Origin of the sequence: Cereibacter changlensis JA139 (assembly GCF_003034985.1) — a bacterium.
GTDB lineage: Bacteria > Pseudomonadota > Alphaproteobacteria > Rhodobacterales > Rhodobacteraceae > Cereibacter > Cereibacter changlensis.
In genome coordinates this window covers 1-24654 of record NZ_PZKG01000043.1, presented here as the reverse complement: position 1 = coordinate 24654, position 24654 = coordinate 1, and the positions used below count along the sequence as shown (strand labels likewise).

The following is a 24654-nucleotide window of genomic DNA, read 5'->3' as shown; positions in this document are numbered from 1 at the left end:
GGTGTATGTCGGCCACATTGATCTCGATCAGATAAGCCGGTCGGATCGGAGCTTCGGCTTTACAGATGTCGTGGGCCGGGCTATCCAGCCCGGCCGATCCGCCCAACCGATGCCGCAGCCGAAGGTCAAGCCCATGCAAAAACCCTCCTGCGGCATAGATTTCGGCACGTCGAATTCGACGGTGGCGCTGGCGGACGGGCAGGGCGCGCGGCTGATCGATCTGGAAGGCGGTCAGCCGACGTTGCCGAGTGCGGTGTTCTGGGATTCCGAGGGCGAGCCGCCGCAGTTTGGCCGCGCCGCCATCGCCGCCTATGTCGAGGGCGAGGAGGGGCGGCTGATGCGCGGGCTGAAAAGCACGCTCGGCTCGTCGCTGATCCACGAGAAGACCCGGGTCGGCAACCGCGCGCTGCCCTTCACCGATATCGTCGGAGCCTTCTTCGGCCATCTGCGCGCCCGGCTGGAGCAGGAGGCCCCCGGGCTCGACCGCGTGGTGCTGGGCCGGCCGGTGCATTTCGTCGATGACGACCCGGCCGGCGACGCCGCGGCGCAGGACGTGCTGCAGGAGATCGCGGCGAAACAGGGCTTCCGCGAAATCGCCTTCCAATACGAACCTATCGCCGCGGCGCTGCATTACGAGCAGGGGATCGCGGCGGAGGAGCTGGTGCTGATCGTCGACATTGGCGGCGGCACCTCGGACTTCTCGATCGTGCGCGTCTCGCCGGAGCGGGCGCGGAAGCCCGACCGGCAGGACGACATCCTGGCCAATGACGGCATCCGGGTCGGCGGCACCGATTTCGACCGGCTCTTGAGCCTGCGGCAGATCATGCCGCATCTCGGCTTCAACGGCCGCACCGCCGACGGCAAGGGGCTGATGCCGCGGCACTACTACATCGACCTCGCCACCTGGCACCGGATCAACGCGCTCTACACCAGCCGCACGCTGACCGACCTGCGCGCCCTGCGCCAGGGCGCCGAGAAGCCGGAACTGCTGGAGCGGATGATCCGCGTCGTCACCAACCGCTCGGGCCATGCGCTGGCCATGGCGGCGGAAGCGACAAAGGTGGAGCTGTCGAGCGAGGAGACAGCGATCCTGCGCATCGGCAAGATCATCGGCGGGCCCTCGGTCCGGGTGCCGCGCGCCGCCTTCGACCAGGCGGTCGAGGCCCCGGTGGCGCGGATCCGCGGCATGCTGGACGAGGTGCTGCGCCAGGCCGGGCTCGCCGCCGCCGACATCGGCACGGTCTTCATGACCGGCGGCTCCAGCAGCCTGCCGGTGGTGCGCGCGGCGGTGGCCGAGGCGCTGCCGGGGGCGCCCATCGCTTCGGGCGACCTTCTGGGCTCGGTCGGCACCGGCCTCGCGCTCGAGGCGCGCCGCCGGTTCGGCTGATCCGGCCGGCGTGACGCAAGGAAATTGCGCGGGCCAGAGGCAAGACGACGCAACCGCGTCGCTTTCCGGGCGCGATGCGTCGCTTTCCGGCGCGGAGCGGCCCTCGCCCCGAAGGCAGGCACATTGACGGCTGTGCTCCCCTCCGACATAGCTAGACGGACAGGTGCCGCCACGATCCGTGTAAAGAGCACCGGAACGGGAGGAAAAATGAGGGGCTTACTCGGCCTGTCGCGGTTCATTGACCGCATGAACGAGATCATCGGAAAAAGCGTGGCATGGCTGATCTTGGTCGCCATCCTGGTCAGCGCAACGAATGCCGTGATCCGCAAGATCTTCAACGTCTCGTCCAACAGCTGGCTCGAACTGCAATGGTATCTGTTCGGCGCGGCCTTCCTTCTGGCCTCGGCCTATACGCTGAAGCAGAACGAGCATATCCGCATCGACATCGTCTACGGCGCCTTCCCGCGCCGGGTGCAGCACTGGATCGACCTCATGGGGCACCTGCTGTTCCTCATGCCCTTCACCCTGCTGATGATCTGGTATTTCGTGCCCTATGTCAGCCTGTCCTACCGCAACGGCGAGGTGTCCAACAACGCCGGCGGGCTGACGATCTGGCCGGCCAAGGCGCTGCTGCTGATCGGCTTCTCGATGCTGGCGCTGCAGGGCATTTCCGAGATCATCAAGAAGATCGCCGTGATGCGCGGGGTGATCGACGATCCCACCCCCTTCATCTCGGCGCATGAACAGGCCGAGCTGGAAGGCCGGATGCTGGCGGGCGAGGTGGAGAAATGATGGAATTCATCGCGGTGAACATGGCGCCGATCATGTTCGCCTCCCTCATCGTCTTCATGCTGATCGGCTACCCGGTCGCCTTCGCGCTGGCGGCCAATGGTCTGTTGTTCTTCTTCATCGGCGTGGAACTCGCGCCGCTCTCCGAAGGCACGATCACGCTCAGCTGGAACCTGCTCGGCACCATGCCCGACCGGTTCTGGGGCGTGCTGTCGAACGAGACGCTGCTGGCCATTCCGTTCTTCACCTTCATGGGCATCGTGCTGGAACGCTCCGGCATGGCCGAGGACCTGCTCGACACCATCGGGCAACTGTTCGGGCCGATCCGGGGCGGGTTGGCCTATGCGGTGATCATCGTCGGCGCGCTGCTGGCGGCGACCACGGGGGTGGTGGCGGCTTCGGTCATCGCCATGGGGCTGATCTCGCTGCCGATCATGCTGCGCTACGGTTATGACCGGCGCGTGGCCTCGGGCGTGATCGCCGCCTCGGGCACGCTGGCGCAGATCATCCCGCCGAGCCTCGTGCTGATCGTGCTGGCCGACCAGCTGGGCCGGTCGGTGGGCGACATGTACAAGGCGGCGCTGATCCCCGGCCTCGTGCTGACCGGGCTCTACATGGGCTATGTGCTCGTGGTCTCGATCCTTTCGCCGAAGTCGATGCCCGCCCTGCCGCCGGAGGCCCGCACCCTGGGCCATGGCGTCACCTCGCTCTTGGTGGCGCTGGTGGCGGCCGGGCTGATCGCCTATGGCGCGCATGTCTGGCTCTCGCCGACCCAGGGCAACAATGCCGACATCCTCGGGGCCACCGTGGGCGTCGTCTTCATCTACATCGTGGCGCTGATCGACCGGACGATGAAGCTGGGGCTGATGTCGCGGCTGGCGCAGCAGGTCATCATCGTGCTGATCCCGCCGCTGGCGCTGATCTTCCTCGTCCTGGGCACCATCTTCCTCGGCATCGCCACGCCGACCGAGGGCGGGGCGATGGGTGCGGTCGGCTCGCTTTTGCTGGCGGCGATCAAGGGGCGGCTGAACCTCGGCGTCGTGTCGCAGGCGCTGACCGCCACCACGCGGCTCTCGGCCTTCGTCATGTTCATCCTCTTGGGCGCGCGGGTGTTCTCGCTGACCTTCTACGGGGTGAACGGGCATATCTGGGTCGAGCACCTGCTGACCTCGCTGCCCGGCGGCGAGACCGGCTTCCTGATCGCGGTTTCGGTCCTGGTGTTCTTCCTCGCCTTCTTCCTCGACTTCTTCGAGCTGGCCTTCATCATCGTGCCGCTGCTGGCTCCGGCGGCCGAGGCGCTGGGGATCGACCTGATCTGGTTCGGGATCATCCTGGGGGTGAACATGCAGACCTCCTTCATGCACCCGCCCTTCGGCTTCGCGCTGTTCTACCTGCGTTCGGTGGCGCCGAAATCGTCCTTCATCGACAAGGTGACGGGACTGAGGACGGCGCCGGTGACGACGGGGCAGATCTACTGGGGGGCGGTGCCCTTCGTGGTGATCCAGATCCTGATGGTCGCGGCGGTGATCGCCTTCCCGCAGATGGTGATGCATTACAAGGGACCGGCGATCGACACGAGCAACGTGAAGATCGAGCTCCCGCCGCTGGGCGGCGGGCTCGGCGGTGGGTTGGGAGGCGGCTTGGGCGGTGGCCTCGGCGGCGGGCTCGGCACGGGCGGCAGCCTTGGCGCGGGCGGCCCCGCGGCAGCCCCGGCGCCCGGCGCGCCGAACCTCGGGGGACCGGCTCCGGGTGCGCCCAACCTGGGTGGTCCGGCCCCGGCTGCTCCTGCGCCCGGCGCGCCGAACCTCGGTGGTCCGGCTCCGGCAACCCCGGCCCCCGGCGCGCCGAACCTTGGGGCGCCGAACCTCGGAGGCGCGGCTCCTTCCACCACGCCCTGACCGGCGGCAAGCCGTGCAGACGGGCGGCGGGAGTCCCCGTGGCCGGTGACGGCGAGGGTGGGGTGGAACCTCACCCTACGGGGGCGGGAGTAAATGATCCCCACGCAGGGGATGGGCATGGGGTGGGGGTAGCCTCTCCCTCGGTGATGGACGAGGGTTGGGTGGAACCCCACCCTAAGGAAGGTGCTCGGGAAGGGCGGATCCCCGTAGAGCGCGATGGCGCACGGCGAGAGGTTGGCGCGGCGGCCCGTAGGGTGGGGTTTCACCCCACCATTGCGCCACAGCTTGCACTTGTTCTACCGGAAGCGCCGCATCCCGGCGTGATGACCGACCTCCGCCGTCACCCCTCGCGACACGAACCGCCCACCCACGCAAACAAAAAGCCCCGGAGAGTCGCCTCTCCGGGGCCCTTCCACCGTGTAAAAGCTCAGAGCTTGCCGGCGTTCTGCTGCACCATCATGAAGGTGTCGTAGTTGTATTCGGCGATCTGCGCCCAGGTGTAGTTCTCGGTGCGGAAGGCCTTGATCGATTCCCAGATCTTCTTGAAGGCCGGGTTGGTGGCTTCCATCTCGGCATAGACCTCGTTGGCCGCGGTGAAGCAGGCCTGCAGGATCTCCGGGCTGAACGGGCGCAGCTGCGCGCCCTGTCCGACCAGCGACTTGATCGCCGCCGGGTTCTTGTAGTCGTACATCTGCAGCATGTTCGCATCCGCCGCCTGCGACGCAGTGCGCAGCAGCGACTGGTAGGCCGGGCTCAGCCCCTCGTAGGCCGCCTTGTTGAACATGAAGTGGACGGTCGGACCGCCTTCCCACCAGCCGGGGTAGTAGTAGTAGGGCGCGACCTTGACGAAGCCGAGCTTCTCGTCGTCATAGGGGCCGACCCATTCCGAGGCGTCGATCGTGCCCTTCTCCAGCGCTGGATAGATGTCGCCGCCGGCGATCTGCTGCGGCACCACGCCGAGCTTCTCCACCACCTTGCCGGCGAAGCCGCCGATGCGCATCTTCAGGCCCTGCAGGTCGGCGACCGTGTTGATCTCCTTGCGGAACCAGCCGCCCATCTGCACGCCGGTGTTGCCGCCCGGAAAGGCCACGATGTTGTGCTGCGCCAGGAACTCGTTGTAGAGGTCGATGCCGCCGCCATGGTAGGCCCAGGCGTTCATGCCGCGCGCAGAGAGCGAGAAGGGCACCGCCGCCGCCAGCGCGAAGGTCGGATCTTTCCCCCAGTAGTAGTAGCCCACCGTGTGGCAGGCCTCGACCGTGGCGGCCGTCACCGCATCGGCAGCCTGCAGGCCGGGGACCAGCTCGCCCGCGGCGAAGACCTGGATCTGGAAATTGCCGTCGGTGGCTTCCGACAGGTATTTCGACAGCACTTCCGCGCCGCCATAGATCGTGTCCAGCGATTTCGGGAAGGACGAGGTCAACCGCCAGGTCACCTTGGGCTGCGTCTGGGCAATGGCGGGTGCGGCGAGCGTGCCGGCCGCCGCGGCGCCGACCCCGCCGACTGCCGCCTTGGTGATGAATGAACGTCTATCCATGGTGTCCTCCCTGATCATGGCTCCGCGCGAGTCGCTTCGGCTGTCTCTCCCCGGACGCGCGGTTGCGGTGCAGCTTACACGGCTGGCGGGGTCTGTCCAGAATGGCAGATGCCGGAGGCAGGGCTTGCCCATGATGTCGCAGCCTTGCCAGCGATTTCAGCGGCTTCCGTTGCCGCCGCGCCGCAGGTCAGCCTGAGCGGGAGGCCTCCGGCGCCGCTTCCGCGGGCTCTGCCTCAGGGCTAAGCAGGGCGGCGATCGTCGCGATGCCTTCGGCCCCCTCGCACAGCACCAGCGCCTCCAGCGCGCGGAACTCGGCCAGAACCCGCGCGCCGGTCTCGGTCAGCACCGCGCCGCCGCCTTTCGCCCCGCCGCGGGCGCTTTCCACCAGCGGTGCGCGGAAGGCGCGGTTCATCTCCTCGACGAGGCTCCAGGCGCGCTTGTAGCTCATGCCCATCCGCCGCCCGGCCTCGGAGATCGAGCCAGCGTCGCGGATATGCTCCAGCAGCGCGGCCTTGCCGGGGCCGAGGGTCAGGTCATCGCCGAAATGCAGGCGCAGGCGCAGGCGCGGGGGAAAGAGCGGGGTCATGCCCCGAGCTTCCCCCGCGACGCCGGGCTTGGCAAGGCGTCAGGACGCGAGATAGCGCCGCAGCACCGCTTCCGTGCCCTCGGCCCAGATCGCATTCAGCGCCGTGGTGAAGGCCGCGACGACTTCGGGCCTGCTGCCCAGATCGCCATAGACCTCGGTCATCGCCAGCCATTGCGCCGGGTCGGCCTTGGCCGCCTTGGCGCGCGTGGTCAGCGCGTCCCAGCTCGGGTCGTTCGGCTCGATGACCGCGCCGCTGTCGGTGATCCCCGCGCAATAGCGGCACCAGAGCGCCGAGAGCAGGATCAGGCCTTCTGGCACGATGCCCTTGGCGAGATTGTCGCGCAGCGAAGGCACGATGAACTTCGGCTGGCGGTTCGAGCCGTCGAGGCAGAGCCGGCGCGTGGTGTCGGCGATCTCGGGGTTGGCGAAGCGGCTCTCGATCAGCGTCAGGTAGTCGGGGATGCTGGTGTCGGGCACCGGGGCGACATGCGGCAGGATCTCCTCGACCTCGACCTTGTGCAGGAAGGCGGCGATCAGCGGATGCGCCATCGCCTCGTGCACGAGGATCAGGTCCATCAACGCCGAGGGATAGGCGATGACCGCATGACCGCCGTTCAGGATGCGGATCTTCATCGCCTCATAGGCGTGGACATGCGGGGTAAAGGTGACGCCCACCTTCTCCAGCGCCGGACGGCCTGCGGGGAAGTTGTCTTCCAGCACCCACTGGCGGAAGGGCTCGCAGGTTACCGGAACCGGATCGGTCAGCCCGAAGCCCTGCGCCAGCTCGCGCTCATGCGGGCCGGTGGCGGGGGTGATGCGGTCGACCATGCCGTTCGGGAAGGCGACGTTGTGCTTGACCCAGGCGGCGAGGCTCGCGTCATAGAGCTCGGCCAGACCGACGACGGCATTCTGCGTGACATGGCCATTGCCCGGCAGGTTGTCGCAGGACATCACGGTGAAGGGCTGCACGCCTGCCGCGCGCCGCTTGACCAGCGCCGCGAGGATCGCGCCGAAGGCCGTGGCGGGGGAGGAGGGCTGCGCCGCATCGGCCACGATGTCGGGATGGGTCGGGTCGAATTGGCCAGTGCTATCGACGTAGTAGCCGCCCTCGGTGACGGTCAGCGAGACGATGCGGATGCGCGGGTCGGCCATCGCCTCGATCAGCGCGGCATCGTCGGGCTCCACCGGCAGGAAGCCGGTCATGGCGCCGACCTGACGCGCGCGGTGGCCGGCGGGGTCGAGTTCGATCACGGTGGACAGGTTGTCCTGACCGGCCAGGGCCTCGCGCATCCGGGCGTCGCCCTGACGCACCCCGGCGCCGAGGATGGCCCAGTCGTGATCCTGCCCCAGCGCGAAGAGATCGTCGAGATAGACCGCCATATGCGCGCGGTGGAAGTTGCCGACGCCGATATGCACGATGCCGGGGGTGAGTGAGGCGCGGTCATAGGCCGGGCGGGCGACAGTGGTCATGGAATGATACCTCAGATGGTGCGCAACATGCCGCCATCGACATGATAGGTTGAGCCGACGCAGTAGCTGGCGCGGTCGGAACAGAGAAAGACGAAGAAATCGGCCAGTTCCTCGACCGTGCCGAAGCGCTTGATCGGGGCGTGCTCGTCGGCGACGGATTGCAGGTAGCTCTCCCACTCGCCGCCCGAGAGCTGCTTTGCGGTCTTCACCCAGTCGGGGGTGAGGATCAGGCCGGGGTTGATCGCATTGACCCGGATGTTCATCGGGATCAGCTCGGCGGCGAGGTTCTTGGAGAACATCACCAGCGCCGCCTTGGTCACGTTGTAGATCGGCTCGTACCACAGCGGCTGGACGGCGCAGATCGAGGCGTTGTTCAGGATCGCTCCGCCGCCGCGCGCCTGCATCATCGGCGCGATGCCCCGCGCGAGGCGGACGGCGGCCATGACATGCAGGTTCCAGTAGTCGAGCCACTTGTCGTCGGGCGCCTCGAGGATGGTCTCGTTCGAGCCGGTGCCCGCGTTGTTAACCAGAATGTCGGCCCCGCCCGCCGCCTCGACGGCGGCAATCAGGCTGGCGCAGCCCTCGGCGGTGGCGACGTCGCAGGCGATGCCCTGCGCCTGCACGGAGAACTCGGCGGCGATCGCCGCCGCCGCCTCCTGCACCCGGTCGGCCTGCCGCGCCGCGAGGATCACATGCGCGCCCTCGCGGGCGAAGGCCCGGGCCACGCCCAGCCCGATGCCCACCGATCCGCCGGTGACGACTGCCGTCTTGCCCTTCAGCCCGAGGTCCATCAGCTCATCCAGTTCCCGGCGTCGACGTTGTAGATCTGGGCGACGATGTATTCGGCCTCGCCGAAGGCGCCGCCGATGCCGCGCGCGGCGCCGGTGATGAAGGCGGATTTGCCCTGAAGCCGCATCACATCGCTTTCCCGTCGGCGCCGAAGCGGTGCATCTTGTCGGCCTGCGGCGTCAGGAAGATCCTGTCGCCATGGTGCACGCCGTATTCGCCGCCCGCGCGGACCGTCAGCGTCGGCATCCCCGGCACATGGACGTGCAGGAAGGTGTCGGAGCCCAGATGCTCGGACACGCCGACCTCGCCCTGCCATTCGCCAGCAGTGGTCGACAGATCGATGTGCTCGGGGCGGATGCCGATGGTGGTGGCGCCGCGCTTCTCGGCCTCGGGGCCGGTGATCAGGTTCATCTTCGGCGAGCCGATGAAGCCCGCGACGAAGACGTTCGCCGGGTTGCGGTAGAGGGTGAGGGGAGAGCCCACCTGCTCGATCCGGCCCGCGTTCAGCACGACGATCTTGTCGGCCATGGTCATGGCCTCGACCTGGTCGTGGGTCACGTAGATCATCGTGGTCTTCAGCGTCTGGTGCAGCTCGGTGATCTCGAGCCGCATGTTGACGCGCAGCGCCGCGTCGAGGTTCGACAGCGGTTCGTCGAAGAGGAAGGCCTTCGGCTCGCGCACGATGGCGCGGCCGATGGCGACGCGCTGGCGCTGGCCCCCCGAAAGCTGGCCCGGCTTGCGGTCGAGGTAGCTGGTGAGGTTCAGCACCTTGGCGGCATTGTCCACCTTGCGGGTTGCCTCGGCCGGATCGACGCCCGCCATCTTCAGCGGGAAGGAGATGTTCTTGCGCACCGACATATGCGGGTAGAGCGCATAGCTCTGGAACACCATCGCCAGACCGCGCTTGGCGGGCGGCGTGTCGGTGGCGTCGGCCCCGTCGATCAGGATGCTGCCGTCGGTGGTGTCCTCCAGCCCGGCGATCAGCCGCAGCAGGGTGGACTTGCCGCAGCCCGACGGGCCGACGAAGACGACGAACTCGCCGTTCTCGATGTCGAGGTTCAGCGCCGGGATCACCGCCACGTCGCCGAATTTCTTGGTCACATTGCGCAGGGTTATCTTGCCCATGTCAGCCTCATTTCACCGCGCCGAAGGTCAGGCCGCGGACAAGTTGTTTCTGGCTGAACCAGCCAAGGATCAGGATCGGCGCGATGGCCATGGTGGAAGCCGCCGAGAGCTTTGCGTAGAACAGGCCCTCGGGGCTGGAGTAGCTGGCGATGAACTGCGTCAGCGGCGCTGCGGCCGAGGTGGTCAGTTGCAGCGTCCAGAAGGCCTCGTTCCAGGCGAGGATGACGTTCAGGAGCAGCGTCGAGGCGATGCCCGGCACGGCCATCGGCGTCAGGACGTAGATGATCTCGGAGCGCAGGTTCGCGCCGTCCATCCGCGCCGCCTCGAGGATCTCGCCGGGGATCTCCTTGAAGTAGGTGTAGAGCATCCAGACCACGATCGGCAGGTTGATCAGCGTCAGCACCACGACGAGGCCGGTGCGGGTGTCGAGGAGCCCGAAGTCGCGGAAGATCAGGTACATCGGGATCAGCACGCCGACGGCGGGCATCATCTTGGTCGAGAGCATCCACATCAGGATGTCCTTGGTCCGCCGCCCCGGCACGAAGGCCATGGCCCAGGCCGCCGGGATGGCGATCACCAGCGCCAGGAGGGTGGAGCCGAGCGAGATGACCACCGAGTTCATGAAGTGCCGGCTGTAGTTCGAGCGCGTCTGCACCTCGGCATAGCTCTCGAAGCTCCAGGGCGACATCAGCATGTCGAAGGGCGCCTTGATGGCGTCGCCCTCGGACTTGAAGCTCATCAGGATGGTCCAGAGGATCGGGAAGAAGATCAGGAAGGCGATGGTCCAGGCGATTGCCGTGACCAAGACCTTGCGTTGCGTGCTTGCCTTGCGTGCCATGTCATGCGTCCAGGTTCTTGCCGATCATCCGCATCAGGAAGATCGCAACGATGTTGGCCAGAATGACCGCGACAATCCCGCCAGCCGACCCGCCGCCCACGTCGTAGTTCAACAGCGACTGGGCATAGACCAGATAGGTGATGTTGGTCGACGCCGTGCCGGGGCCGCCATTCGTGGTCACGAGGATTTCGGCGAAGACGCCCAGAAGGAAGATGGTCTGGATCAGCACCACCACCGTCACGGCGCGCGTGAGGTGCGGCACGGTGAGGTAGATGAAGCGGGCGAAGACCGAGGCGCCATCCATCTCGGCTGCTTCCTGCTGCTCGCGGTCGAGCGACTGCAGCGCGGTCAGCAGGATCAGCGTGGCGAAGGGCAGCCATTGCCAGGCGACGATCAGGATGATCGAGGCCAGCGGCGCATGCGAGAGGAAGTCGAAAGGCTGGAGGCCGAGCGCCTTGGCGATATGGGCGAACATGCCGTTCACGGGGTTCATGAACATGTTCTTCCAGACCAGCGCCGAGACGGTGGGCATCACGAAGAAGGGGGCGATCACCAGCACCCGCACCACGCCCTGACCCCAGAACGGCTGGTCGAGCAGCAGCGCCAGCGCCACGCCGCCGATCACGGTGATCAGCAGCACGCCGACCACGAGGATGATGGTGTTGCTCAGCGCCGAGAAGAAGGCGGGGTCGGTGAGGAAATAGTAGTAGTTGTCGAAGCCCGCCCAGGTTTCCATGCCCGGCATCAGCAGGTTGTAGCGCAGGAAACTGAAGTAGAGGGTCATCGAGAGCGGCACGATCATCCAGAGCAGAAGCAGGATGACGGCGGGGGAAATCATCAATCGCGCAGCAGTCCGGGAATGCTGAGTGGCCATGTGAAACCTCGGCTGAAGGCGGGAACGGAACAGACGGGGGCCGGTCGCACAGACCGGCCCCGCATCCAGAGCTTACTTCGGGTAACCCGCCCGGGTCATTTCCCGCTCGGTGTAGGCCTGGGCCGCGGCGAGCGCGTCCTCGGCCGACATGGTGCCGGCGAGAGCCGCCGAGAACTGCTGGCCGACGGCGGTGCCGATGCCCTGGAACTCGGGGATGGCCACGAACTGCACGCCGACATAGGGCACTTCGTCCACGGTGGGCTTGGTCGGGTCAGCCGCGTTGATGCTGTCCAGCGTCATCTTGGCGAAGGGCACCTTCTGGTACTCGGGGTTCTCGTAGAGCGAGGTCCGGGTTCCCGGAGGCACGTTGGCCCAGCCTTCCTTGGCCGCGACGGTCTCGAGGTATTCCTTCGAGGTCGCCCAGGCGACGAACTGCTTGGCAGCCTCGACCTTCTGCGAACCGGCCGGGATAGCGAGGTTCCAGGCCCAGAGCCAGTTGCCGCGCTTGCCCAGGCCGTTGTCCGGGGCGAGCGCGAAGCCCACCTTGTCGGCCACGGTCGAGTTCTTGGGGTCGGTCACGAAGGAAGCCGCCACGGTGGCGTCGATCCACATGCCGCACTTGCCCTGCTGGAACAGCGCGAGGTTCTCGTTGAAGCCGTTGTTCGAGGCGCCCGGAGGACCGTAGTTGGTCATCAGCTCGAGATAGTCGGTGATGGTCGCCTTCCACTCGGGGCTGTCGAACTGGGGCTTCCAGTCCATGTCGAACCACTTGGCTCCGTAGCTGTTGGCCATGGCCGACAGGAAGGCCATGTTCTCGCCCCAGCCGGCCTTGCCGCGCAGGCAGATGCCGTAGACTTCGGCATCCTTGTCGGTCATCTTCTCGGCGGCTTCCTTGATGAAGGTCCAGGTCGGCGCGTCGGGCATGGTCAGCCCGGCCTTCTCCATCAGGTCGGTGCGGTACATCACCATCGAGGATTCGCCGTAGAACGGCGCGGCCACCAGCTCGCCGTCGACGGTCAGGCCGCCGCGGATCGCGGGCAGCAGGTCGTCCACGTCATAGTCGGCGGGCAGATCGTTCAGGCTGACCAGCCAGCCCTGCTTGCCCCAGATCGGCGCCTCGTAGGTGCCGATGGTCATCACGTCGAACTGACCGCCCTTGGTGGCGATGTCGGTCGTGACCTTCTGGCGCAGGACGTTCTCTTCCAGCGTCACCCATTCGACCTGAATGTCGGGGTATTTTGCGTTGAACTCGGGCATCAGCCCCTGCATCCGGATCATGTCGCCGTTGTTCACGGTGGCGACAGTGATCGTTTCGGCCATGGCGGCGGTCGAAAGCGCCGTCACAGCGCACGCGCCGAGAAGCGCGCGAACCCTGTAGGTCATCAGTATCCTCCCTATACCCATCGCTGAGCATTAATTCGTGTCGTGAACAATTACTCACAAAGGGCCGGAATTTAGTCAACGCTTTTCTGGAGCGGGACAGCGTCCTCAGACGGGCGCGAGGTTCAGAAGCCGGCGGGCGGTCAGCTCGTCGGTGATCAAGCCGTTGAATATGCGGCCCTTCAGCCCGGCCGAGAGGCCGGTGACCTTGTTGCGGCCGCCGGCGATGGCCACCACCGAGCGGTCCTCGGTTGCGACAACCTTCACCCCCGCGACCCGCTGATTGATGCTTGTCTCGAGATAGCGGCCGTCCGAATCGAAGACCCATCCGGCGATCTCGCCCGCCGCGCCGAGCGCCTGCATCTCGTGCAACTCGGCCTCGGTGATGAAGCCGTCCTTCAGCAGCGGCGCGTCGTCCGACATCTGGCCGAGACCGACGAAAGTCACGTTCGCGCCCCGCGCCAGGCGCAGCACCGACTGGATCGGCTTCAGCGCATGGAACAGGTCGCGTTCCTCGGTGCTCTGGGCGATGACCGGCATCGGCATCGGGTAATGCGGCGCCCGCACCCGGTCGGCGATGCGGAAGATCACATCGTAATAGCTGGCCGACCCGTCGGGCGAGATGTTGCCGTTGAGCGAGACGATGCGGTGCTGCTCGCATTCCATGGAGGTCAGCTCCTCCACCGTCGCCCGCAGCGTGCGCCCGGTGCCGAGGGCGATCACCAGCGGGTCGGTCGAGCGCAGCACCCGCTCGATCTCGGCGGCGGCGGTGGGGGCGATCGAGGGCAGTGGGTCGATCTCGGCGCCGATGCTGGGCGCGACCCGGGCCAGCTTCAGCCCGAAGCGCTCCAGCAGCCGCGCTTCCAGATGCAGGCAGGCCGAGACGCGATGCTCCAGCCTCACATGGATCAGCCGCTCGGCCATGGCGCGGCTGACCAGACGCTGCGCCCGCTGCCGCGAGGTGCCGAGCTCGCGGGCGATCTGGTCCTGCGTGAGGCCGGCGACATAATAGAGCCAGCCAGCGCGGGCGGCGTCGTCCTGAGGGCTGGGCTCGGGGTCAGGTCGGTCGATCATGGCGCCACCCCGCAGCGCTGCCGCAGGGTCGGAGCGAGCCGGAAGAAGTCGGAGAAGGCGGCGAAGCTGCGGTGCGGCGGGGCGTCTTCCGGCTCGGGCAGCAGACGGCCGGCCAGATGGCTGCCGCCGGTGAAGCGCCAGACCTGCATGCCGGCGGCGAGCCCGGCGCGGATGCCGGTCTCGGTGTCCTCGATCACCAGACAGCGCGCCGGCTCCACCCCCATCTCGGCGGCGGCGAGCAGGAACAGGTCGGGCGCAGGCTTGCCACGCGCCACTTGGCTGGCGGTGAAGACATGCGCGCCCATCAATTCGCCAAGTCCGGCGATCTCCAGCGACTGCCGCACCCGCTCGGGGCTGCTGGAGGTGGCGACGCAGAACGGCAGGGCCAGTTGGCGAACAACGTCAAAGACGCCCGGCATCACCTTGAGATCACGGCGGAAAGCCGCCATCAGCCGCGCGCGGTAGGCGGCCTCGAACCCCGGCGGCAGATCCAGCCCGAAGCGCTCGCGCACCTCGCGCAGCACGGTCGGATAGCTGCGGCCGAGGAAATGCCGGCTGACGAACTCCACCGTCAGCTCCAGCCCATGGCCGCGCAGCTCGTCAATGAGCATCGTCATGCTGATGACCTCGGAGTCGATCAGCACACCGTCACAATCGAAAATCACCAGCCCGGTTTCCATGGCGCGACCCTAGGCGCGCGACCGTCGCCGAGTAAAGCGGCATCCCTTGGCCGGAGGCGGTCACGCGATTGCTATTACCAAAAACGACATATCTATGAAACAAGATATATCCTGTTCCCGTTAGGGTTTTACAGTTCAAGATACCGAGAAGGAAGCCGGAATGTCTCACAACGCCACCCGTCGCGGGCTGCTGATCGGCGGAATCGCCGCCCTTGCCACCCCCTCGATCCTGCGGGCGCAGGCTGTGACGCCGAGAGCGCAGGGCGCGGTGCGCTCCAATGTGTCGAGCTTCGTCATGCAGGACTGGCGCGACCATTTCGACAGCCTCGGCAAAGGGGCCATTGTCGCCGACCTCACGTCCCGTGCGCTGCACTACTGGTCGGCCGACGGGTCGGATTACCGGCTCTACCCGAGTTCGGTGCCGATGACCGAGGACCTGACCAAGCGCGGCTACACCGAGATCGTGCGCAAGAAGGTCGGGCCGGACTGGACGCCCACGCCCTCGATGCTGGAGGCCGACCCCTCGCTGCAATATACCCCGCCGGGGCCGAACAACCCGCTCGGCACCCATGCGATGTATCTCGGCTGGCCCGCCTACATCATCCACGGCACGCATGACACGCGCAAGATCGGCCGGCGGTCGTCCTCGGGCTGCGTCGGGCTCTACAACGAGCATATCGAAGCGCTTTTCGCGGTCTGCCCTGTGGGCACGCAGGTCCGGCTGATCTGACTGGATCTTTCGAGGAACATCGGCGGCTCCCGGCGGTTGGTCCGGCAAGCCAGCCCAAGGCGCCAACGCGCTGCGGGCTGGCAGGACACCACGTGAAAGGAATGCCGCATGGCCCTGTTTTCCAAAGACATCCAGACGATGGACGACCTCTATCAGCACATGATGCAGGACATCTACTACGCCGAGAAGCAGATCGAGAAGGCGCTGCCGAAGATGATGGAGAAGGCGAGCTCCGCGCCGCTGAAATCCGGCTTCGAGAGCCACCTGGTCGAGACCCGCGGCCATGTCGCGCGGCTTGAAAAGGCCTTCGACCTTCTGGGCTTGCCGGCCAAGGCCGTGACCTGCCCGGCGATCGACGGCATCATCAAGGAGGCCAACGAGGTCGCCGGCGAGATCGCCGACCCGAAGGTGCTCGACGCGGCCCTGGCCGCCGCCGCGCAGGCGGTGGAGCATTACGAGATGACCCGCTACGGCACGCTGATCGCCTGGTCGAAGGAGCTCGGCCACAGCGAGGTCGCGGCGCTGTTCGAACAGACGCTGGCCGAAGAGAAGGCGGCCGACCAGAAGCTGACCCAGTTGGCCGAAAGCCGCCTGAACAAGGCCGCCTGAGCCGGGCTTCGCATCGCGAGACAGGGCCGGCCCTTTGCGGTCGGCCCTTTTCACATGCGATGCGCGGCGGACTGACGCAGGCATGCGGTTTCTTGCACGAGACCATGCCGGTTCAGCCTGTCGTAAGCTAGGGCTGGGACAGCCGCCACGGTGGCGGGCAGGAAGGGCAGTGGTCAGATGCGGCATCTCTCCGAAGAAGACACCGACGCCATCCTGGCCGGCCTGACGCTGGCCGGCATGATCGTCGGCGGGCTGGGGCAATGGGCCTTCGCCGACCGGCCGGCCGGCGCCATGGCGGGGATCGCCGGGCTGGCGTTGGTCTATCTCGCCGGCGGGGTTCCGGCGGGGCTGCGGGCGCTGCGGACGCTCTGGGGCGAGCGGGTGCTGGACATCGATCTGCTGATGGTGATCGCCGCCCTTGCCGCCGCCGCCGTCGGGGCCGCGGCCGAGGGGGCGGTGCTGCTGACGCTGTTCAGCCTGTCGACCACGCTGGAGCATCGCGCCATGGGCCGGGCGCAGCGCGCGGTCGAGGCGCTGATGGCGCTGCGCCCGGACACCGCGCTGCTGCTGAGGCCCGAGGGCGTGCGGGAAGTGCCGGTGGAGGATCTGCGCCCCGGCGATGTGGTGGTGCTGCGACCCGGCGCTCGGGTGCCGGTCGATGGCGTGATCCGCACCGGGGAAGGGGCGCTGGACGAGGCGACGATCACCGGCGAGTCGATGCCGGTGCACAAGCTGCCCGGGGCGCCGGTGTTCGAGGCGACGGTGAACCTGAACGCGGTGCTGGAGGTGACGGTGACCCGCGGCATCGCCGAAAGCACCGTGGCGCGGATGATCGCGCTGGTGACCGAGGCGCAGGCGGCCAAGGCCCCTTCGGAGCGGTTCAGCGCCTGGTTCGGCCAGCGCTACACCGTGGTCGTGCTGTTGGGCTCGGTCTTGGCCTTCGCCGTCCTGCTCTGGCTCGGCTTGGGCTGGGATGCGGCGCTCTACCGGGCCGCGACGCTTCTGGTGGCGGCAAGCCCCTGCGCCATCGTGATCTCGGTGCCGGCGGCGATCCTCTCGGCGCTGTCGGCGGCGGCGCGGGGCGGGGTGCTGTTCAAGGGCGGCGCGGCGCTGGAGACGCTGGCGGCGGTGCGAACCTTCGCCTTCGACAAGACCGGCACGCTGACCACCGGCAAGGCCGAGGTGACCGGCCTCGTCTGCGAGGGCAGTGAGGAGGCCTTCCTCGCCCGCCTCGCCGGGATCGAGGCGCATTCCGAGCATCCGATCGCCGATGCCGTGCGCCGCGCCGCCGTCGCGCGCGGGCTGACCCCGATCGCGGTCCGCGAAGCCCGCGCCGTGCCGAGCGAGGGCATGGTCGGCATCGATGACGAAGGCATGCTCTGGGCCGGCAATGCCCGGCTCGCCGCCCGGATGGGCGCGCGTGGCGAGGCGGTGATCCCGCCCGAGATCGCAGCGCTCTCCGAAGGGGCCGAGACGCTGGTGATGCTTGGCCGCGGCGCCCGCATCCTCGGCGCGGTGACGGTGGCCGACCTGCCGCGCGACAGCTCGAAGGCCGGGCTGGTGGCGCTGCGGCAGGCGGGGGTGCGGCGGATCGAGATGCTGACCGGCGACCGCCGCGCCGTCGCGGTCCGCATCGGCGCCGAACTGGGCATCACGCCGGACGAGATCCACGCCGACCTGCGCCCGGAGGACAAGGTGAAGCTGGTGGCGGGCTTCGCCACGCAGGGCCGGGTCGCCTTCGTCGGCGACGGGGTGAACGATGCCGCGGCCTTGGCGCGGGCCGACGTCGGCATCGCCATGGGCGCTGCAGGGTCGGAGGTCGCGCTGCAGGCCGCCGATGTGGCGCTTCTGTCGGATGACATGAACCGGCTTGCCATGGCGCATCGGCTGTCGCGGCGGACGGCGCGGGTGATCCGGCAGAACCTGATCTTCGCCATGGGGGCGATGCTGCTTCTGGTGACGGGCGGGCTGTTCTTCAACCTGCCGCTGCCGCTCGCCGTGGTGGGGCACGAGGGCGGGACGCTGCTGGTGGTGCTGAACGGGCTGCGGCTGCTGGCCGACCCGATCCGGGGCAAGCATTAGGACCGCAGGATGCCGTTGCCGGAGAATCCGGCGCAGCGGCGGCGGAAGCCGCTGGGGCTTTCGTCGAAGCGCTGTCGGAAGGCGCGCGAAAAGGTGGCGGCGGAGCTGAAGCCGGTGCGCAGCGCGATCATCGCCATCGGGTGCCGCGTGTCGGCCAGCATGCGCCGCGCCGCCTGCAGCCGCAGCTCCAGATAGAACGAACCGGGCGAGAGCCCGAGCCCGGCACGGAACAGCCCCTCCAGCCGCCGCGCGGTGAGGCCGACGCCCGCCGCGATCTCCGCCAGCTTGCGCGGCGTCTCCAGCGTCTCCTCCATCGCCCGGATGGCCGCCGTCACCCGCGGGTCGCGGTTGCCCTCGGCATCGCCGGTCGCGCGCTGCGGCAGGCCGGGGTCAAGCGAGCGGGTGATGAAGCTGCCGGCCACCTCCAGCGCGATCTTCGGCCCATGCCGGTCGCGGATGATCCGGGTCATCATGTCGAAGGCTGGCGCCGCCCCGCCCGCCGTCCAGCGGCTGCCGGAGATCACGAAACGGTCCGGCACCACCTCCACCTCCGGAAAGCTGGCGGCGAAATCCTCCAGATCCTCCCAGTGCGTCGTGGCGCGGTGGCCGTCGAGCAGCCGCGCCTTGGCCATGATCCACGCCCCGGAGTCGAGCGCCGCGATGGTGCGGATCGAAGGCGCGACCTGCATCACCGCCTGGATCAACGGTGCGGTCGCCACCTGATCCACCCGGAAGCCCGCGTTGATCACCAAAAGGTCGGCCCCCGCCGCCGCCGAGAGCGAGGGCCGGCAGGGCAGGGTGAGGCCGCAGGTCAGCGGCACCTCGGTCAGCCCCGGCGAGATCACCAGCCATTGATAGGCGTCATGCCCCAGATGCCGGTTGGCGCAGCGCAGCGGGTCGATGGTCGAGGCCACTGACAAGAGCGAGGCTTGCGGCAGCACCAGAAAGGCGACCTTTTTCACGTCGAGGCTCGGCATTGCACTTCTCCCTTGGGCATTTCGTATATCGCAAAGCAGCCGATTGCCAACGTGATAAGGATTCGACCCAAAGAGGAGAGAATCATGCCCTTGGCCATGAACCGCGAGGTTTTCATCACCTGTGCCGTCACCGGATCGGGCGGCACGCAGGACCGTTCGCCGCATGTGCCGCGCAGCCCCCAGCAGATCGCCGAAAGCGCCATCGCGGCGGCGCAGGCCGGGGCCGCCGTGGTGCATTGCCATGTCCGCGACCCCGAGACCGGCAAGCCCTCGCGCGATCCGGCGCTCTATCGCGAAGTGACCGAGCGCATCCGCGATTCCGCCACCGACGTGGTGCTGAACCTGACGGCGGGCATGGGCGGCGACCTCTTGTTCGACGGCACCGAGGCGATGGGCCGGCCCTCGCCGCGTTCCGACATGGCGGGGGCTGCGGAGCGGGTGGCGCATGTCGTCGATTGCCGCCCGGAGATCTGCACGCTCGATTGCGGCACGATGAACTTCAACGAAGCCGATTACGTGATGGTCAACACCCCCGGCATGCTGCGCGACATGGGCGCGCGGATGCGGGACGCCGGGGTGCGGATCGAGATCGAGGCCTTCGACACCGGCCATCTGTGGTTCGCCAAGGAGCTGGTGCGCGAGGGCGTGATCCCCGCGCCGGTGCTGGTGCAGCTCTGCATGGGCGTGCCGTGGGGCGCGCCGGACGATCTGAACACCTTCATGGCCATGGTGAACAACGTCCCCGCCGACTGGAACTGGTCGGCCTTCTCGATCGGGCGCAACCAGATGGCCTATGTCGCCGCCTCGGTGCTGGCGGGGGGCAACGTGCGGGTCGGGCTCGAGGACAATCTTTGGCTCGACAAAGGCGTTCTGGCGACCAATGCTCAGCTTGTCGAACGGGCGGTCGGCATCATCGAGAGGATGGGGGCGCGGGTCATCACGCCCGCCGAGGTCCGGGAGAAGCTGAACCTGGAAAAGAGAGCCCCATCATGAAACGCCTCGCCCTCCTCAGCCTTCTGGCGCTTGCCGCCTGCACCCCGCATGTTCCGTCCTCGCGCTACATCGGCACGCCGATGTATGTGGTGAGCAACGTCACCCCCGCCCAGCTGGCGGGCCGGTGGTACGAGATCGCCAGCTTCCCGGCGCCGTTCCAGTCCGGGTGCAGTCACACCACGGCGGACTACGCGCCGCGGCCCGATGGCAGCCTCGCCCTGCGCAACAGCTGCCGCGTCGGCAACGAGCTGCGCCGGATCGACGGCACGGCGACGGTGGCGGCGCCGGGGCGGCTGAAGGTCGACTTGGAGGGCGTGCCGTTCCGCGGCGACTACTGGGTGCTGGATGTCGCGCGCGATGGCCGCACGGTGGTCGTCGGCACGCCCACCCGGATCGCCGGCTGGGTGCTGCACCGCGACCGCGAGATGACGCCGCAAGAGCTGCGCCACGCCCGCGATGTGTTCGAGCGCAACGGCTACGACGCCGCCGCGCTGCAACGCACCGACCAGCGCTGAGCGCGCCGCCTTCGGGGCTGAAACCCGCGCCCTCCCGGCGCGGGACCGATGAATGATGACCAGAGGCCGCCGGTGGGGCGGCTGCGAACAGCGACAGGAATGCGAATGAAGAAGGCAGCGATCATCGGCGGCGGCGTCATCGGCGGAGGCTGGGCGGCGCGTTTCCTGCTCAACGGCTGGAACGTCTCGGTCTTCGACCCGGACCCGGAGGCCGAGCGCAAGATCGGCGAGGTGCTGGCCAACGCCCGCGCCGCGCTTCCCGCGCTGTCCGACATCCCGATGCCGCCCGAGGGCGAGCTGAGCTTCGCACAAAGCCTCACGGAAGCCGTGGAAGGCTCGGATTACATTCAGGAATCCGTCTCCGAGCGGCTGGAGCTGAAACACCGGGTCTTCGCCCAGATCCAGCAATCCTGCCCCGACACGCTGATCGGCTCCTCCACTTCCGGCTTCAAGCCGTCGCAGCTGCAGGAGGGCGCCGCCAACCCGGCCATGATCTTCGTGGCCCATCCCTTCAACCCGGTCTACCTGCTGCCTCTCGCCGAGGTCGTGCCCTCCGCCGCTTCCGACCCCGAAGCGATCGAGCGGGCGAAGGAGATCCTGCGCGAGATCGGCATGTTCCCCCTGCATGTCCGGAAGGAGATCGACGCCCATATCGCCGACCGCTTCCTCGAGGCCGTCTGGCGCGAGGCGCTCTGGCTGGTGAAGGATGGTGTGGCCACCACCGAGGAGATCGACGAGGCGATCCGCATGGGCTTCGGCCTGCGCTGGGGCCAGATGGGCCTGTTCGAGACCTACCGCGTCGCGGGCGGCGAGGCCGGGATGAAGCATTTCATGGCGCAGTTCGGGCCGTGCCTCAGCTGGCCCTGGACAAAGCTCATGGATGTGCCCGAGTTCAACGACGAGCTCGTGGACCTGATCGCCGGCCAGTCCGACGCGCAATCTGGCCATCACACGATCCGCGAGCTGGAACGGATCCGGGACGGCAATCTCATCGGCTTCCTGCGTGCGCTGAAGGAGCGGAACTGGGGCGCGGGCAAGGTGCTGCGCGAGCATGACGAGCGCCGCCGTGTGGCCTTCCACGCCGCCCCGGCGAGCGGCGCGCCGCTGGTCATGGCCGAGATGCAGGTGCTGCCGGGCTGGATCGACTACAACGGCCACATGACCGAAAGCCGCTACCTCTTCGCCGCCTCCGAGACCTCGGACGCCTTCCTGCGGCTGATCGGCGCCGACATGGATTATGTCGCGGGCGGCTTCAGCTATTACACCGCCGAGACGCATATCCTGCATCTGGGCGAGGCCAAGCTGGGCCACCGGTTGACCGGCACGCTGCAGGTGCTGGCGGCAGACGACAAGCGGCTGCATGTATTCATCCGCATCCAGCGCGGCGCCGAGGTGGTGGCCAGCGTCGAGCAGATGCTGCTGCATGTCGACATGCAGGCCGGCAAGACCTGCCCGGCGGCGTCTTCGGTGCTCGACCGGCTGATGCCGATCGCTGCCGCCCACGCCGCCCTGCCACGCCCCGACGGCGCCGGGCGCGCGGTCGGGCAGCGCAAAAGCTGAAAGGGACAGAGATGGACTTCGGATTGACCGACGAACAGCGCATGATCGTCGAGACCACCCGCGCCTTCGTGGAGGCCGAGCTCTACCCGCATGAGGCCGAGGTGGAACGCAGCGGCCATCTGCGCCCCGAGCTGATCCGCGAGATACAAGGGAAAGCCATCGAGGCGGGACTCTATGCCGCCAACATGCCCGAGGAGGTCGGCGGCGCCGGGTTGGATACGCTGTCCTGGCTGCTCTACGAGCGCGAGCTCGGTCGGGCCAACTATGCGCTGCATTGGACCTGCGTCGCGCGGCCTTCCAACATCCTGCTGGCGGGCACGGCGGAGCAGCGGGAGAAGTATCTTTTCCCCTGCATCCGGGGGGAAAAATGGGACTGCCTCGCGATGACCGAACCGGGCGCCGGGTCGGATCTGCGCGGCATGACCGCCTCGGCCCGGCAGGAGGGCGACGACTGGGTGCTGAACGGCACCAAGCATTTCATTTCCCACGCGGATCTCGCTGATTTCGCCATCGTCTTCATGGCGAGCGGAGAGGAGGAGACGCCGCGCGGCAGAAAGAAGCTGATCACCGCCTTCTTCGTCGACAAGGGCACGCCGGGCTTCAGCATCCGCGAGGGCTACCGCAACGTCAGCCACCGCGGCTACACCAATTCGGTGCTGGAGTTCGACAATTGCCGCCTGCCAGCGAGCCAGCTGCTGGGCGAGCCGCACAAGGGCTTCGAGGTCGCCAACACCTGGCTCGGCGCCACGCGGCTGCAGGTCGCGGCGACCTGCCTCGGCCGTGCCGACCGCGCGTTGCAGCATGCGATTTCCTATGCCGCCGAGCGCCGGCAGTTCGGCCAGCAGATCGGCAAGTTCCAGGGGGTGAGCTTCAAGCTCGCCGACATGGCGACCGAGCTCAGGGCGGCGGAGCTGCTGACCTGGGCCGCGGCCTGGAAATTCGATCAGGGCTCGGTGACCGAGGCCGACATGTCGATGGCCAAGCTGAAGGCCTCGGAGGTGCTGGCGATGGTGGCCGACGAGGCGATCCAGATCCATGGCGGGATGGGGCTGATGGACGATCTGCCCTTGGAACGGATCTGGCGCGATGCGCGGGTGGAGCGGATCTGGGAGGGCACTTCGGAGATCCAGCGCCACATCATCAGCCGTGAACTCCTGCGCGCGGTCGGCGGCTGATGCCGGGCAGGGGGGCTGTCTGCCCCCCTCCGCGCCTGCGGCGCGCCCCCCGAGGATATTTTTCGACAGAAAATGGAAAGAGGCGATGCACGGTAACGAAGCGTTAGGCAACACCGGGCAGGATGGGCGGGCGGTACAGGCGGGGACGCCGATGACCGCGACAGGAAATGGCGCTCCGTCCGTGCTTGCGGGCGGAGCGTTCCCATTTTCTGTCTCCAAATATCCTCGGGGGTCCGGGGGCAGACAGCCCCCGGGGCCGGGCAAGGTCGCGCCGCTGCCGGTCCTGCACGCGGAGGCCGCCCATGTCTGACACGCCCCGCCCCGCGATCGCCATCACCTATTGCACGCAATGCAACTGGCTGCTGCGCTCCGCTTGGATGGCGCAGGAGCTGCTCTCGACCTTCGGGCAGGATATCGCCTCGGTGACGCTTGTCCCGGCGACGGGCGGTCTGTTCCGGATCACGCTCGACGGCGCGGTGATCTGGGACCGCAAGGAGTGCGGCGGCTTTCCCGATGTGAAGCAGCTGAAGCAGATGCTGCGCGACCATGTCTGGCCGGAGCGTGATCTGGGGCATATCGACCGCAAGGCGCCGGAGCAGGACGCATGACCAAGGACCTCTCGCGGCTCTTGCGGCCCCGCTCCATCGCCGTGCTGGGCTCGGTCTGGGCGGAGAACGTGATCGCGCAATGCGCCAACATGGGCTTCGCCGGGCCGGTCTGGCCGGTGCATCCGACGAAGGCCAGCATCGGCGGCTTGCCCGCCTACGCCCGGCTCGCCGATCTGCCCTCGGCGCCGGATGCGACCTTCATCGGGGTGAACCGGCATGCCACGCTCGACGTGGTGGCCGAGCTTGCAGCGATGGGCGCGGGGGGCGCCATCTGTTTCGCCTCGGGCTGGACCGAGGCGGGGGAGCCCGAGTTGCAGGGCCGGCTGGTGGCGGCGGCGGGCGGGATGCCGATCCTCGGGCCGAACTGCTACGGGGTGATCAACTATCTCGACGGCGCGCTGCTCTGGCCCGACCAGCATGGCGGGCAGCCGGTGGCGCGGGGCGTGGCGCTCCTGTCGCAATCCTCCAACATCGTCATCAACCTGACCATGCAGGCGCGGGGGCTGCCGGTGGCCTATGTCGCTTGTCTGGGCAACGCGGCGCAGGTCGGGCTGGCGGAGCTGGCCGGGGCGCTGCTGGCCGACGAGCGGGTGACCGCGCTCGGCATGTATGTCGAGGGGATCGACGACGCGCCGGAGCTTGCCGCGCTGGCCGAGGCGGCGCGGGCGGCGGGCAAGGGCATCGTCTGCCTGAAATCCGGCAAGACCGAGCTCGCGCGCACGGCGGCGGCCTCGCATACCGCCTCGCTGGCGGGGGGTGGGGCGGCGTCGAGCGCCTTCCTGCGGCAGGCCGGGATCGCCGAGGTCGACACGCTGTCCGAGCTTCTGGAAACGCTGAAGATCCTGCATGGCCACGGGCCGGGGCTGGGGCGGCGGCTCTGCTCGCTCTCCTGTTCCGGGGGCGAGGCGGGGCTGGTGGCCGATCTGGCGGCCCCCTTCGGGCTCGAGATGCCGCCGCCCTCGGAGGCGCAGCGGGCGCGGC

Annotated in this window: 24 protein-coding genes; 12 read left to right on the top strand and 12 right to left on the bottom strand. The window is 67.9% G+C overall.

What is annotated here, in order from left to right; genetic code table 11:
• Positions 1–133: 133 nt before the first annotated feature.
• The 3 genes from C5F48_RS11260 to C5F48_RS11250 all read left to right on the top strand — a co-directional run bounded on the left by C5F48_RS11260 (position 134) and on the right by C5F48_RS11250 (position 4074).
• Positions 134–1387, top strand: coding sequence for an Hsp70 family protein (locus C5F48_RS11260; RefSeq protein ID WP_107664017.1), 1254 nt, complete (start codon positions 134–136; stop codon positions 1385–1387).
• A gap of 207 nt (positions 1388–1594) precedes the next feature.
• Positions 1595–2179: a TRAP transporter small permease subunit gene (locus C5F48_RS11255; protein WP_107664009.1), complete on the top strand. Its 585-nt coding sequence runs from the start codon at positions 1595–1597 to the stop codon at positions 2177–2179.
• Positions 2176–4074: a TRAP transporter large permease gene (locus tag C5F48_RS11250; RefSeq protein ID WP_107664008.1), complete on the top strand. Its 1899-nt coding sequence runs from the start codon at positions 2176–2178 to the stop codon at positions 4072–4074. Before C5F48_RS11255 ends, C5F48_RS11250 begins: the two co-directional genes overlap by 4 nt.
• 427 nt (positions 4075–4501) lie before the next feature.
• Here the strand turns inward: C5F48_RS11250 and C5F48_RS11245 are convergent, their stop codons facing one another.
• From C5F48_RS11245 to C5F48_RS11200, 11 genes are all read right to left on the bottom strand, one after another.
• On the bottom strand, positions 4502–5608 hold the full coding sequence (locus tag C5F48_RS11245; protein WP_107664016.1) for a TRAP transporter substrate-binding protein: 1107 nt from the start codon (positions 5606–5608) through the stop codon (positions 4502–4504).
• Positions 5609–5795: 187 nt separating this feature from the next.
• On the bottom strand, positions 5796–6194 hold the full coding sequence (locus C5F48_RS11240; protein WP_107664007.1) for a winged helix-turn-helix domain-containing protein: 399 nt from the start codon (positions 6192–6194) through the stop codon (positions 5796–5798).
• 39 nt (positions 6195–6233) lie between these two features.
• Positions 6234–7664 (bottom strand): mannitol dehydrogenase family protein, encoded by a 1431-nt coding sequence (locus C5F48_RS11235; RefSeq protein ID WP_107664006.1) that lies wholly within the window; start codon positions 7662–7664, stop codon positions 6234–6236.
• An 11-nt stretch (positions 7665–7675) separates the two neighbouring features.
• A complete protein-coding gene (locus C5F48_RS11230) occupies positions 7676–8455 on the bottom strand; it encodes an SDR family NAD(P)-dependent oxidoreductase (protein WP_107664005.1) in 780 nt (259 codons plus the stop codon).
• Positions 8455–8583, bottom strand: a complete 129-nt coding sequence (locus tag C5F48_RS26040; RefSeq protein WP_258186494.1) for a hypothetical protein — start codon at positions 8581–8583, stop codon at positions 8455–8457. Before C5F48_RS26040 ends, C5F48_RS11230 begins: the two co-directional genes overlap by 1 nt.
• On the bottom strand, positions 8580–9578 hold the full coding sequence (locus tag C5F48_RS11225; protein ID WP_107664004.1) for an ABC transporter ATP-binding protein: 999 nt from the start codon (positions 9576–9578) through the stop codon (positions 8580–8582). Before C5F48_RS11225 ends, C5F48_RS26040 begins: the two co-directional genes overlap by 4 nt.
• Before the next feature lie 7 nt (positions 9579–9585).
• Positions 9586–10416: a carbohydrate ABC transporter permease gene (locus C5F48_RS11220; RefSeq protein WP_107664003.1), complete on the bottom strand. Its 831-nt coding sequence runs from the start codon at positions 10414–10416 to the stop codon at positions 9586–9588.
• Position 10417: 1 nt separating this feature from the next.
• Positions 10418–11290: a carbohydrate ABC transporter permease gene (locus C5F48_RS11215; protein WP_107664002.1), complete on the bottom strand. Its 873-nt coding sequence runs from the start codon at positions 11288–11290 to the stop codon at positions 10418–10420.
• Positions 11291–11362: 72 nt separating this feature from the next.
• Positions 11363–12673, bottom strand: coding sequence for an ABC transporter substrate-binding protein (locus C5F48_RS11210; RefSeq protein WP_107664001.1), 1311 nt, complete (start codon positions 12671–12673; stop codon positions 11363–11365).
• A gap of 105 nt (positions 12674–12778) precedes the next feature.
• Positions 12779–13744, bottom strand: coding sequence for a sugar-binding transcriptional regulator (locus C5F48_RS11205; protein ID WP_107664000.1), 966 nt, complete (start codon positions 13742–13744; stop codon positions 12779–12781).
• Positions 13741–14424, bottom strand: a complete 684-nt coding sequence (locus C5F48_RS11200) for an HAD family hydrolase (protein ID WP_107663999.1) — start codon at positions 14422–14424, stop codon at positions 13741–13743. The genes C5F48_RS11205 and C5F48_RS11200 overlap by 4 nt, the downstream gene beginning before the upstream one ends.
• A gap of 160 nt (positions 14425–14584) precedes the next feature.
• Between C5F48_RS11200 and C5F48_RS11195 the strand changes: the two genes are divergently transcribed.
• The 3 genes from C5F48_RS11195 (at position 14585) to C5F48_RS11185 (ending at position 17845) form a co-directional block, all read left to right on the top strand.
• The gene (locus C5F48_RS11195) at positions 14585–15154 is read left to right on the top strand and encodes a L,D-transpeptidase (RefSeq protein ID WP_107663998.1); all 570 of its coding nucleotides are present in this window, start codon (positions 14585–14587) and stop codon (positions 15152–15154) included.
• Positions 15155–15262: 108 nt separating this feature from the next.
• Positions 15263–15763, top strand: a complete 501-nt coding sequence (locus C5F48_RS11190) for a YciE/YciF ferroxidase family protein (RefSeq protein ID WP_107663997.1) — start codon at positions 15263–15265, stop codon at positions 15761–15763.
• 177 nt (positions 15764–15940) lie between these two features.
• Positions 15941–17845 carry a heavy metal translocating P-type ATPase gene (locus C5F48_RS11185; protein WP_107663996.1) on the top strand — a complete coding sequence of 635 codons (1905 nt, stop codon included), beginning with the start codon at positions 15941–15943 and terminating at the stop codon, positions 17843–17845.
• Here the strand turns inward: C5F48_RS11185 and C5F48_RS11180 are convergent.
• On the bottom strand, positions 17842–18822 hold the full coding sequence (locus tag C5F48_RS11180) for a GlxA family transcriptional regulator (protein WP_107663995.1): 981 nt from the start codon (positions 18820–18822) through the stop codon (positions 17842–17844). The two genes, C5F48_RS11185 and C5F48_RS11180, sit on opposite strands and share 4 nt — an antisense overlap.
• Positions 18823–18906: 84 nt before the next feature.
• Here C5F48_RS11180 and bcoG point away from each other — a divergent pair, with 84 nt between their 5' ends.
• From bcoG to C5F48_RS11150, 6 genes are all read left to right on the top strand, one after another.
• On the top strand, positions 18907–19815 hold the full coding sequence (gene bcoG, locus C5F48_RS11175; protein WP_107663994.1) for a 3-dehydrocarnitine:acetyl-CoA trimethylamine transferase BcoG: 909 nt from the start codon (positions 18907–18909) through the stop codon (positions 19813–19815).
• A complete protein-coding gene (locus C5F48_RS11170; RefSeq protein WP_107663993.1) occupies positions 19812–20330 on the top strand; it encodes a lipocalin family protein in 519 nt (172 codons plus the stop codon). Before bcoG ends, C5F48_RS11170 begins: the two co-directional genes overlap by 4 nt.
• A 105-nt stretch (positions 20331–20435) precedes the next feature.
• Complete coding sequence (locus C5F48_RS11165) at positions 20436–21890, top strand: carnitine 3-dehydrogenase (protein ID WP_107663992.1); 1455 nt, start codon at positions 20436–20438, stop codon at positions 21888–21890.
• 11 nt (positions 21891–21901) lie between these two features.
• The gene (locus C5F48_RS11160) at positions 21902–23065 is read left to right on the top strand and encodes an acyl-CoA dehydrogenase family protein (RefSeq protein WP_107663991.1); all 1164 of its coding nucleotides are present in this window, start codon (positions 21902–21904) and stop codon (positions 23063–23065) included.
• A 302-nt stretch (positions 23066–23367) separates the two neighbouring features.
• A complete protein-coding gene (locus C5F48_RS11155; protein ID WP_107663990.1) occupies positions 23368–23673 on the top strand; it encodes an Rdx family protein in 306 nt (101 codons plus the stop codon).
• Positions 23670–24654: CoA-binding protein (locus C5F48_RS11150; RefSeq protein WP_146170583.1), on the top strand; the 985-nt coding region annotated here is incomplete at its 3' end. The genes C5F48_RS11155 and C5F48_RS11150, both read left to right, overlap by 4 nt.